This window comes from Pontibacter oryzae (assembly GCF_003576375.1).
In the GTDB taxonomy this organism is placed as follows: domain Bacteria; phylum Bacteroidota; class Bacteroidia; order Cytophagales; family Hymenobacteraceae; genus Pontibacter; species Pontibacter oryzae.
On sequence record NZ_QWGE01000001.1, the window covers coordinates 1,029,128 to 1,041,689 of the forward strand.

At 47.1% G+C, this 12,562-nt stretch carries 6 protein-coding genes and 1 other RNA gene; 2 read left to right on the forward strand and 5 right to left on the reverse strand.

Annotation, left to right across the window (positions count from 1 at the left end; all coding sequences use genetic code 11):
• The first annotated feature begins 126 nt into the window (after positions 1-126).
• On the forward strand, positions 127-891 hold the full coding sequence (agaR, locus tag D1627_RS04285; RefSeq protein ID WP_119430940.1) for a transcriptional repressor AgaR: 765 nt from the start codon (positions 127-129) through the stop codon (positions 889-891).
• A 267-nt stretch (positions 892-1,158) separates the two neighbouring features.
• On the opposite strand, the gene D1627_RS04290 is transcribed toward agaR, so the two are convergent.
• The 3 genes from D1627_RS04290 to D1627_RS04300 all read right to left on the reverse strand — a co-directional run bounded on the left by D1627_RS04290 (position 1,159) and on the right by D1627_RS04300 (position 7,415).
• Positions 1,159-2,070 carry a glycerophosphodiester phosphodiesterase family protein gene (locus tag D1627_RS04290; protein ID WP_119430941.1) on the reverse strand — a complete coding sequence of 304 codons (912 nt, stop codon included), beginning with the start codon at positions 2,068-2,070 and terminating at the stop codon, positions 1,159-1,161.
• 326 nt (positions 2,071-2,396) lie between these two features.
• On the reverse strand, positions 2,397-4,040 hold the full coding sequence (locus D1627_RS04295; protein ID WP_233555506.1) for a glycerol-3-phosphate dehydrogenase/oxidase: 1,644 nt from the start codon (positions 4,038-4,040) through the stop codon (positions 2,397-2,399).
• Positions 4,041-4,463: 423 nt separating this feature from the next.
• Positions 4,464-7,415, reverse strand: a complete 2,952-nt coding sequence (locus D1627_RS04300; protein WP_119430942.1) for a chondroitinase-B domain-containing protein — start codon at positions 7,413-7,415, stop codon at positions 4,464-4,466.
• A gap of 636 nt (positions 7,416-8,051) precedes the next feature.
• On the opposite strand from D1627_RS04300, the gene D1627_RS18270 reads away from it, so the two are divergent.
• The gene (locus D1627_RS18270; protein WP_147383207.1) at positions 8,052-8,339 is read left to right on the forward strand and encodes a hypothetical protein; all 288 of its coding nucleotides are present in this window, start codon (positions 8,052-8,054) and stop codon (positions 8,337-8,339) included.
• 65 nt (positions 8,340-8,404) lie between these two features.
• On the opposite strand, the gene ssrA is transcribed toward D1627_RS18270, so the two are convergent.
• Positions 8,405-8,776, reverse strand: a transfer-messenger RNA (tmRNA) gene (gene ssrA, locus D1627_RS04310).
• Between the two features lie 325 nt (positions 8,777-9,101).
• Positions 9,102-12,203: a T9SS-dependent M36 family metallopeptidase gene (locus D1627_RS04315; RefSeq protein ID WP_119430944.1), complete on the reverse strand. Its 3,102-nt coding sequence runs from the start codon at positions 12,201-12,203 to the stop codon at positions 9,102-9,104.
• Between the last annotated feature and the right edge of the window lie 359 nt (positions 12,204-12,562).

Genomic DNA, 12,562 nt, shown 5'->3' on the forward strand with positions numbered 1-12,562 from the left:
ATATAACAGCATTAGTATAGTTTTAACCTCTCTGTCGATCGAAGTTTCGCACCAGGAAATTATGCAGAGAGCAAATAAAGCCTTATTTTCATACTTTAAAACTGCGCCTAACCAGAGGTACACCCCATGATAAGTATAGCCGAGCGACATCAGCAAATCATTTATAAACTCCAAAATGAGGGCAAGGTAAATGTGGCGGACCTATGCGCGGGCCTGGATGTTTCGTCGGTAACCATCCGTAAAGATCTGAAACTACTCGAAGACAAAGGCTTGCTGTTCCGAACGCATGGCGGGGCCACGCTCAATAACCCGTATACCATCGACAGACCGGTTAACGAGAAGGAGAAAATACAATTCGATGAGAAGTTGCAGATAGGGGCCGCCGCCGCTGCCCTATTGCAACCCAACGACTCCATCCTGATTGCCTCGGGCACCTCGGTGCTGGCGCTGGCAAAATGCATTAAGCCTCAGGAAAGCCTGACCGTGACGACCTCGGCCCTGAACGTGGCATTGGAGCTACTGCGCCACCCCGAAATTGAGGTGTTGCAGCTTGGCGGCTTGCTGCGTAAAAGCTCCTCGTCAGTAACCGGGCCTTATGCCGAAAGCATACTTTCTGATTTCTCGTTCAGCAAGCTTTTTCTGGGTGTAGATGGCATTGATTTGGAGTTTGGCCTTACCACAACCAATGTTATGGAAGCGCACTTGAACCGCCGCATGATACAAGTGGCTCAGAAAACCATTGTGCTCGCCGACTCCACCAAATTCGGAAAGCGGGGCTTTGGGCGCATCTGCGGCTTCGAGGACATCGACCACATTATTACCGACAGCGGCATTTCAGAGTATATCGTGAAAGAGTTGGAAGGTATGGGTATTAAGGTGACGATCGTGTAAGTATGGAGCACTTTGGCTGTAAGCAGTATGCTATGCCTGCTTTTTATGGCCTACCAGGCCAGTTGAGTCGGAGACTCGACGTTTATGCTTAGGCACGAATCTCAGATTCGCGCCAGATAATTGTGAAAAGACTCCTTCTGGGAGCAGAACTACTAACTTCTGTAACTTAACTGGGTCAAGCTATAACTATTTGCTAAAAAACGTACCCGCCTTAAAGTATAAAATCTCCGAATCATAAGTATGAAAAGGGTTAGAAGTATGGATTGGTTATAAAACCTGGCTGAACAGGTTCGGGTAGTCCGAGATAATGCCATCTACGCCTAAGACTTTCAGGCGCTGCATATCCTCGGTGCTATTCACCGTCCAGGGGATTACCTTGATGTTGCGGTCGTGGCAGGCTTTTATCAGCGCGGCATCCACCAGTTTGGCGTTCGGGCTGTAAACATCAGGCGTAAAGCCAAGCTCCGCCAGGTTCTCCTCCACCGATAACTTGTTGCTTACCAACAACGAGGCCCTCACCTGCGGATACTGGCGACGCAACTCCTGCAAAGCGCGCTTATCAAACGACTGGATAATAACATAGGGTGTAATCTCCTTTTGCTGCAGCACCTCCACCATGCGGCTCACAAACTCAGCGGGTGCCGGGTGCAACTCACCGTCTTTGCCCTCTTTTGATTTTACCTCGATGTTATAAAACACCTGTGGCAGTTTGTTTTCCTTCAGGTATGCCTGCACGGAGTCTACTAGCTCGGCTAGCAACGGAATGTAGGTTTTTGTTTTTTGCTGCTGCGGATAAAGGTCGTAAGGTTTTGTGCCCATTTCAAAAGCGCGCACCTGCTCGTAGTCCATCTGGTACACGGCATACTTGTGGCTCTCCTCCTCGGTAATATTCTGGCCCTGCGGCGTGCGGGCATAGGCCGGGTTGAGGTGCGGATCGTGCGTTACAACCACCTTTCCGTCTTTGGTAATGTGGCAATCCATTTCGATGGTGGTCACGCCCAGGTCGATGGCCTTGATCATGGCCGGTATGGTGTTCTCAGGCATCAGGCCGCGCGCGCCTCTGTGGCCCTCGGTGTCGAATGCTGGAAGCGGTGCGTTTTGCTGTGCCATTTTCTCGTTGCTTTTACAGCCAGCCAGGGCCAGTAGCCCCAGCAATGCTATGCATAAAGACTTATTCATGTACGCCAGTTTATACTTTAAACGTGATTACACAGTTTGTGTGGCTTGCTCATACTTACGCCCGAAACGATCAGTAGTCTGCACTTTAACGTGCATTGTACCCGCAGGCAGCTGGGCAGCGAATAAACGGTTTGTTTCTACTGGCTCGGCAAAGGAGCGCGGCTATGGCAGTTTACCGCCGAGATATAGTGCGCTGGCTTGTGGGTCTAGGCCTTCAAAGTTGCATAGCACATCCATCGCTTTGTCATCAATACATTCTTCCACTCTTTAAGGGCTCATAGTACCCTAATGCAAAGCAAGTATAACTTGCTGTCGCTATCGTTAAGTTAAATATGTGTTACCGCTTTAGGTTTTGTTGCATTGTGTGGCTCCAGCAGGTAGTGGCTCGCCAGCGCCGTAAAGGTACCTATCTGCCGCTGCTGCCATATCTCATCCTGAGTAAGTTCATCTGCAAGTATGGCAGCTACCCGTGGAGCCATCTCAATGGCAGCTTTGGCATCCAGAAACAGCACGCGCAGCCTGCGGGCCAGCACATCTTCCACGGTTCTGGCCATTTCGTTTCGTGCGGCCCAAACCACCTCTGCCTCGATGTACGGAAATGATTTATGCAGTTTCACTCCGAGCTCCGGATGCTTCGCAGCAAGCGCTGCCACACGGTGCGCATCAGCCCCATAAAAACTTAGATTTTTAAAGTTATCACTTTTATTAAGCAATGCCCCATGGATTTTCAGGCTTACTGTGTTACAGGCTTTTGCGGGTAGCCCACCGATTTTAATGGCCTTGCCCATGGTGTCTTCCGCCATTTTGCGGTAGGTTGTCCATTTGCCGCCTGTGACAGTAATGAGCCCAGAAGGTGCCATAATCAGTTTATGGCTTCTGGAAATCTCTTTGGTGCTGCCGGAATCTTTGCCTAGTGCAGCCAGCGGCCTGAGGCCGGCAAACACGCTCAATACATCTTTTCGGGTTGGTTTGCGCTCCAGGTATTGCCCGGCGGTCTGAAGTATAAAGTCTATCTCCTGCTCCAAGGCGGTTGGCTCCAGACTATAGCTATCCAGGGGCGTATCGGTAGTACCAAATAGCACATGCCCATACCACGGCACAGCAAACAGCACGCGGCCATCCGGAGTCTTTGGCAGCATCAGAGCATTGTCGCCTTTCAGAAACGAGCTGTTTACCACCACATGCACACCTTGGCTGGGCCGCACGAGCGGCTCCTGGTTTGGTGTATCCATCTGCAGCACCTCGTTTACGAACACACCGGTTGCGTTTATTACTACTTTGGCGTTGATGGTAAACTCCTGTCCTGTTTCCATGTCTTGGGCACGAACGCCGGTTACTTTGCCTGCGGCATTCTTTAGGAGGTCATCAACTTTCATATAGTTTAACACCACACCGCCTTGCTCCACGCAGGTTTGCGCCAGGTTTACAGCCAGTCGGGCATCATCAAACTGACCGTCGTAGTATACTATTCCACCCTTCAGGCCTTCCTGCTTTACATTCGGGAGCAGGCGCTGCACAGTAGCTTTACCTACCAGCGATGTTTTATTCAATCGGTAGCGGCCAGCCATCCAGTCGTATACTTTGAGGCCGATGCCATAAAACAGCTTGTTAAACCAGCTATAGCTTGGAATAACGAATGGCTGCACACTTACCAGGTGCGGGGCATTTTGCAGCAGAAGCCCTCTTTCGCGGAGCGCCTCATACACAAGGCTAATGTCGCCTTGCGCCAGGTAGCGCACACCGCCGTGCACTAGTTTGGTGCTGCGGCTAGAGGTGCCTTTTGCAAAATCGACCTGTTCTAACAGCAGCGTTTTATACCCTCTGGCAGCCGCATCAACGGCTACCCCAAGGCCGGTGGCACCTCCTCCAATTATTACTACATCCCATATCACATCGTCCTTCTCCAACTGCTGTTTCAGCTTAAGCCGACTAAAGAACGACTCATCATGTTTCTGTTTGCTATCAATCACCGGGCAAAAGCTATTTTATTAAGTCATACTTTCGATAAATTAATGTAGAAAGAAATAATCAATAACTAAACGAAACAAATTAAAATATAGCAAACAGCTTTCAAATTTGCGTTGAATACTCACTTACTAGGGGTAAAAGAAGGGTTTAATGCTGTTAATTCGAGTATTTAGTAAATAAGCCTACCTAAAGCAGTAAGGCTTCAATCTCTAAATATAAGTTTCCGAAACAAAAGAGGTATAAACGTTGGCTATAAGCTAGGACGAACGCTCCAGCGCCAAGAGACAAAAAAGCACTCTTTATTTGAAAGCTACCCCAACAGATAATCCCATAAACAACAAAGCCCCGCCAGCAATTTACTAGCGGGGCTTTGTATATGTACTAATCTTAAACAGTCTAGTTTATTCTGATACTCTTTTTTAAGCTTAATGCGCAACTATAATAGTATGGGTTGAGATAATTTTACCAGCCTTTTTTATTTGAATAAAGTATAACCCTGACGGCACAGTTGTTACACGCATCTCAACCTCTGCTCCATAAAGGCCACTTATTTTTTTAACCACTGCTCCAGTACTGTTAAGCATAACTATCTCAACGTTTGTAGCCGGTTGCTTTCCAAAGTGAACTGTAAGTACGTTAGCTGCCGGATTCGGAAACACACTTATACCAGGCTGGTTCATGGCTGGGGAAGCACTCAATAGGTTACCGTACTGATACTTGTAATCATAGCTCACAGCGCTAGGGCCTACATGATGCTCACCTAAAGCGCCTTTAGGAGCTGGCGAGTTTCCTCTAAACTCATCGGCGCCTACGTCAAGTATTCCTGCACGTGACTGCCCTTCAAAATCAGAGCCAACATAGGCATAAGTGCCAACCGCAGCATCTATAGCAGGGCTTTCAGGATTTAAGCGCAAAACCTTATATGCCATTGCCTGCTCGCAATCGTTTCCGGAGCAGGGAGGCTGCATTAGTAGCGGGTCTATGTTTTTGATTTGTGCATCTGATGCCGTTATACCTATCGAAGATGCTGCTGTAGGATACATAATATTTCCGGAAAAGCTGACACCAGCCAGGGAAGCCGTGCTATACGACTTGATGATAGGGTTTGCATTTTCTACAACAATATTATTTGCTATCAGGCAGTTTACAGGAGCACGATTATAGTTACCGTTATTATCGAAACCTATCTCGATGTTCGATTTATTATTAACCAATGTATTGAAAGCAAACACGAGGTTCTCCGGCAAGAAATGCTCCGTTAGGCTAGTGGAAGTATTAGTAACATTGCCATTTGTAATTGTGCAGGCAGCATCCCACTTTTCGCCGGTAAGCCCTTCAAAGTAGTTATTTATAACCTTATGGTCCTTCCCGTAAACCCGAACACCACCGCAACCAATTGTGCTACCATTAAAAATGGCTGTCTTGCCTTCCCCGAAAAAGTAATTCCCCTCAACCAGGTTGCGGTTGCCATGGCGCAACGACAGAGTTCCTAGGCTACGCTGGAATGTGTTATGCCGAATGATATTGTCGCATGACTTAATGGATACTACCTCCGGGTCTCCGTCGCAATCCTGGAACAGGTTATACTCTATCACGGTAAAGCCGCTACTCATAGACAAAGTACTGGTGCCTACCCTTATACTTTCTTTCTCGTTGGTGGCTCTGGGGCCATTGTTTTTGAAGAGGTTGTACCGGATGGTATCATGCTGCGACTGTTGCGTAGCAGAGCCATCTATCACAATGTACTTCCCTGCCTGGGTTTTCCCGTCGAACTGGTTGTAGGCAATCACATTTCCACCTGATTTAATGGGGGCTGTACTTCCCCAAGTATCCCCGATGTAAATCCAGTTGCAGGAGCTGGTTTCGGATATAGCAAAGCTGTTACCGATAATGCGCACCCTGCTGCTGTTTTGTATTTTAATACCAGTAGAAATGCCCGCACTTTTAATAGCAAAGCCTTGGAGGGTTATGTGCTTTACGCTCTCTAACGTAAACGATGTATTACCAGTAATTATGGCCTGCCCCTGGTTTTTGGCCATAATCACAATTGGCTTGTTTTCGCAACCAGAGCGAGAGATGGTGGTACCTCCGAGGCTGTAGTTTCCGTCTGCTACCACAATCGTGTCGCCTGGGTTCATGGCATTTAAAGCATTTTTAAATTCTGTAACAGTTGCAACGTTTCTTTTAACAGCCGGAGTTGTGTTCACGCCAACAGTTGCCCCGATGCTCATGTCTGCTGCTACTGTAAAAGTCTTGCTCGTTTGGTTACCGCTTAAATCACCTGTCCAGCCATCGAATTGGTAGCATGCTTCATGCGAAATAGTTGCGGTTACTTTCGTTTCTTTATAATACTTACCGTCCGGTGAGGCAGGAGCTAAAGTTATCGTTCCGTTGGATGGATGTGTAATAGATACTGTATACAATGCTGGCGGATTGGCAGGGTCTACACCTGTATCGGCCCCAATACTCATGTTACCTGTTACGGTAAAGCTTTTCACTAACTCGCTGCCGCTTAAGCTGCCAGTCCAGCCATTGTTTTTGTAGCCTTCCGGCAGCGTTAATGTCGCAGTTACAGATTCGTTTAGCTCGTAGGTGGCAGCAGTTGGGCTTAAGGTAATGGTGCCATACGCTGGTTGCGTAACGGTAATTGTTCTGCTTGTTGAGGACGCTCCGAAAGAAACGTCGGGTATGGGGGTTGTGCTTATGTACACATCATCTATACTTACCTCTGAGGTGGCCACTTGTGTATCGCTGGTGTGGTTTATCCTTAACGAATGAAATTCTTTAACTCCCGCCGCCCTTGTTCCGCTGGCGGTAGGCGTATAGGTTTCTCTGAAGTTAAATTCTGTGGCACTTGCCGTACCATTAATGGCCACTTTATATTTTTCAGCTGAGAAATCCACCTTTACCGAAACACGCACCCACTCATTAGCCGCCCATACACCCACATTATTCCCCGAAGAGCCGTTATATGCCTTTATCTTATTATCTGTGGTAAACTCAACTACAAAAATACGCTTTGAGCTTCCTCCAAACAGGTCATATCCGTTCAAAGCTATTCCCCTTGTGGTAAATGCGATAGGGTTCACCCAAAAATCAGCATAAACCTCATCTCTCAAGCCTGTTACTGTACCGCTGTATGGTATAAAATCAAGCTGAAGCGCTGTGTTTTGAGCAGAAAGTTGCAGCGCCTGATCGCCTGTTTTAGCCACTGATGTACTTATCTGTGCGTTTCCGCTGCTCACTTTCCAGCCATTCTGGTTATGAATGCCCCCGGAAACGTAAAGCGGCCCCTCAAAAGATGTCTGTAGCGGCGTTTGAGCTAATACAGTTCTTACTATAATCAGCAAGAGTAAAAGTAGAGGTGTTTTTTTCATATGCTTGCAGTTAAGGGTTAGCTAAATATTGGTAAACCAATTAATTGTAATCCAATTTAACTGCTAGTTAGCTACTTACAAAAGAAACATAGAAAAATTTAAGTATAGATGACTAGAAATACTCATCTTAGGGCAAGCATATGAATAATCGGTAACTTACCTGTTCGCTTAATCAAATCTGTTTGGCTATGATTTTATACTTATACAAGTGGAGTATTCACCCAAAAACACTACGGTATCGTGAGAATAATTAGAAACAATAGGGCCCTCGCAACAGCAATTGCATGCGGCAGCATTCCGCTTTTAATTGTAGGTTTAGGTAAAATACTAGGCCTGATTAGCATGCTGGTTTCAAGTAAGGCCCCTTTTCTTAGTGTAGCTTCGTTAGTAATTTACATTGCACCCAGCGTTGTATTCCTCATGGCGCTTATACTTCCTAACCTTGATATGTTAAGCAAACGCCACAGGCCAATTACGGCTTCTTTATTTTACAAGCCTGCCATTAGCAGCATTGCCTATTACACTTTTGCTGCGATAGGTCTTATCATTAGCTTTTACCTGATTTTTATCATACCTCGGTTTTTATACTTTTTCGCTTTTTTTGTGCTGGCTATACTTTATTTCTACTTCCTGGCTATGGCAAAGCTTGTTATCCGGTTTTTGGGCAGAGAAAACAGCCCCTACGGCAATGCCATTAGTTATTGGCAGATGGCCGGCTGTGGTTTACTCGCTGTTGTTGGTACTATCGCTATACAAATACTAATGCCAGTTAGTATAAGGCGATTTGTAAGCGGAGAGCTTTTTACCTGTTTAAGTGGCATGGTTGGGGTTGGCTATATGCTGGGGCGGGTACTTCAGAGCCAATATGATGAGGAACAGTTCTATCTTGAAAACTATCCAGAGCAAGTTTTAATGGAGCAATAGCTCAAACTTTAACAGCACAAAAAAAGGGCGTTAGCAAACCGCTAGCGCCCTTTTTTAAAATTACTAAGTGGAGATGCAGGGATTCGAACCCTGGTCCAGACAAGGAAACTGTCGTGCCTTCTACATGCTTAGACACTAGTTGGATTGTAGGGAGCTTGCGGGCCTAGGTCAAGCCTATGCGCACTCCTTAGGTGCTTTAGTTTCGCCTGCGCACCACACCTTTGCGCAAGCTAGTAAAACGAGTCGAAGCCTCTGATGTGCAGGCAGTTTCACGAAACCTGCACGAGACTATGGCAATTGCTTAGTACCTAGACTAGGCAGCCATGGCGTAATTAGATTCGCCAGTTATTGTTCGAACGAATTGTTGGCAGGTGGTACGTTCATCACCCGGCATGCTTACACGCAATCTGCACAAGCTGTCAATTCCGGTCATCCCCATTAAGTTAAAGAACGAATTCTTACAGTCTATACTTCAAGAAGTATGCCACAAAGGTAACGATTTATTACTGAAAAATCTACCGGTGGCCTGCTATTAAACAGCTTTTACAACCACTTGGTTTCATTATGTTCAACACCTAAAGCGAATGGCCCAGTCTAGATGCACCACCCCTTACCTAAGGTAATAGCCAGCGGCTACAATATACCTGCCGGCCTATAGCAGCATATCTTGTAAACTTTTCCAAAGTATGGTCTAACCTATAAAATAACAAAGGGAGACAGGCCAAAGCCTGTCTCCCTTTGTTAACTCAACTGTAGTGCCGGTTATCTGATAGAAATCTTGGTAGTTTTAATACCGGAGGCAGTTACCAGGCGCACCAGGTAAATACCTCTTGAAAGACCGCTTCTGTTCAGCTCAACAGCATGCGCGCCACCTGTGGCACTCTCTGTATCAGCAAGCACACGTACCAATCTGCCTTTCATGTCGATCAGTTCCACGCGGTATTTGCCTGCCTGAGGCACTGCAAACTCAATGCTGGTTCTGTCATCAACAGGGTTAGGTACAGCCCTTAAAGCCGCAGCACTTTCCATACTTTCGCCATTAAGCGCCATCGCAGCCGAAGTTGCTGTAACAGACATGTCGCAAGATCCTAGCTTAGCTCCGTCTTTCAGCGCTAGCAGTGCTGTGCCCGCACGAACGCACTGTGTTTGTCCGTTTTTGCAAATCGTGACCATTGCGTTACTGCAGCGGATATCCACCACTTTAATCTTCACGGTGGCAGATTTTGTACAGCCTACGCTATTTACACCCGTTACTTTAATGGTATAAACTCCCTCTGCTTTAGGCTTGAAGATGGTTGTAGCCGAAGTCGTGCTTGTTAAGCCGTCAACTTTATCCCATGTATAGGTATAATCAACGCCATTAGCTTCTAAGATCACGCTTTGCGCACCATAACCCAAATAAATTGTGGTAGGAACATCGTTGGTGAACACAGTGCTGGTTGGCGTTACGGTAATGGTTGGCGCCTCACAAGCGTAGATCGGAGGTAAGTCAAAAGCTTCAACCTGGTCAGTTCTGCTTGTTGAAAGGCCTTGGCTGGCGCTAAAGCCTAACCCGCGCTTCGCGAATACTCTCCAGATAAGCTCCTGATTGGCACCGCCATAGTTTTGCATATCAGCTGCAAGTATGGCATCGCGCGCATCCACGAAACCTGGGCTGCACGGCTGTAATTTTAAGCCATCAATCACCAATTGCATAGCCTTGTTATTTCCGCCTTTGCCGTTGTACAAATCACTGTCGTAGCCATACTTGTCAACCATCGCCCAGGTCATGTCCCATAACATGGAGGCCCAAACAAAGCCTACACCGTGAGGCTGCGACAAGGAGGTATTGTTAGTAGCTGCGTAAGTATAACTGTTCACGCCAAAATCAGTGCTGTAAGGTGCAGGGCGTATACCCTGGCCATTTGTAGGCTGGTTAACTGCATAGGTACCAATACCACGGATATCTTTGCCTTTATCGCCAGGTTTCATGGTCAGCATCAGGCCAAACCAATCGCTCCAGCCTTCACCACCTTGTTCCGCGTTGCTAAGACAGCCAGTGGCTGCTGGCCCACCTGTAAGGCGGTTAGAGATACCGTGGCCATACTCGTGCGCAATAATGCCGTTATCGAAGTCGCCATCAACCTCAGGGCTTGTGCCATTGTTTTTAAGCGCTACTGTCACAGTCTCGCCCTGGTCAAGTTTCTCTCTGATCTTCAAACCGTTTTCCTGACTGATCATAACAGCCGGAATCGTGATTGTTTGGGTAGGTGTGCCACCCATGGTGATAGGAGCACCTGGAACGTTGTTAATAACCACAACAGCAATTGCTCCCGCTGCCTGCGCAAACTGCACTTTATCAGCAAATGGGCAAGACCCTCTGTATACTACTGCAATGTTACCGCTAATAGCAGAGGCGTTTACGAAGGCAGCGCAACCCTCCTGGCCATCGGCTACTACCAATTTACCTGTTACTGGTGTTGGCGTAAGCGGCTTTGAGAACGATGCCTCCAACGTAGTATAGCTTCCTGCCAGGCTCGACGGCGAAGTAACCTTAAGCATATCCGGATCAGACTTGCCACTCCATAAGTACATTTGCATGCGTGGCCTCAAGCCATCTCTTGGTGTAGCGAAGTTAGCGTTATTGCGGGTGGTGAGAATGTTGCGGCTGTCCTGCGCTTCTGCTCTTACCTCATCTAGGCCTAAGCCGCCTTTGTTATAATTATTCACCTGGAAGTTACCGCTCAGCTCATCGAAGCCATACTGATACCACACATCGTGCATGATGTTGTTCATGTAGAACAGGTTAGCAATGGCTGCATCACGGTATTCTACCGGCTGCTTCGTAAAATCAACTGGGTAGTCGAAAAGAAGGTTTGCGCCGCCATTCGGGCTATAGTTAGCGGGGTTGTTATTGTTGCTAGGGTCTTCGTAGGCATGCACGTTGTTGCCACGCGTGATGGTAAACTCTGGGTTAGAAGACTCCAGCGTTGAGTGCCAACCGTATGGCGATGCCTTTGTATCAGCCGCACTGGTGCTCACGTACATGCGCGGGCCATGGCTTGGGCTCTCTGCTGGCATAGCAAACACATTATAGGCGTTAGCAGTAGGGGCAGCCATTAATGCCGTTGCAGTGTTATAAGGCGCTGGGTGCGGAGCTATCACGTACTGGTTTGCACGCGTAAGGGCCACACCATCTGGGCCATGGTTATCAAACTGGCAGTGTACAACCATGTTATCCTTGTCCAGCACAGTACCTGTAGCTGCATCCACTCGAACATTCCACCAGTTCAAGGCGTCCAATTCGTAAATGGTTACCTCCCAGGCTAGCTTCATGCTGCCATCTTCCATAGGCTGGTACACCAGTTTAGCCGGGATTGGGTCCAGGGAGATGCCGCCGTTGCTCAGAACTACCTCACGGTTACTCTTGTTGCCTCTCGATTGAACAGTAAGCGGTGCAGAAACTCTCAGGTTTAAGTGTTTGGCAGCTGCCATCACCGCAGCTTCAGCGCCCAGGCCGGGCTCAGTAGTTTTCACCTTTTTATCCAAAGACTTGTAAAAGCGGTCGCCGATGCTAACTACTCTTTCATCCTTTGTCATGTTCACGTTTGTGATTGCACCATGCACCTCAATACCTGCATGCATTTGCTGCAAGTATATGTGCCGCATGCCGTTATGCCGCGTCACACTTTCATCAGAAACAGCCAACTCCGAAATGTCTGTTTCTGAGAGCTTCAGCTTCTGCCGGTTCTGCTTCAGGTGCTCCATTACGGCTGTAGGCACGCGTTTATTTGTTTGCCTTGCCTGGCTGAACGCAGACTGGCTTGTTAGCATAAGCACCACAACGAGTGCCACCTGCCAAATACAGAGTAGATTCTTTTTCATTTAGAATTGTTTAAGGTAATGCGTTGATAAATGGTAATTTTTATCGATAAACTGTAATAATTAAGACACAAGCGCACCTAGCCAAACATAATTTGCCCATAATGAGAAAGAGTATGATGAATATACTCTTCTAAGATTTCACCCAGTAAGCCAATTAAAAAGTAAATTATTTATAATAAGGTCAAGCATACAACGTGCTGGGTAATATTTGGTTGATGCGATATCTGTAAATAATTAAAGTTTTTTAACACAACGCCACACAATGTTAAAACACGAATTAGCAGCCATCAGATTCTCTAGAATTTCACCCTTTAAAACCGCTGTTTTCCCCTTTAAGGGCATTCATTCACCATTTACTC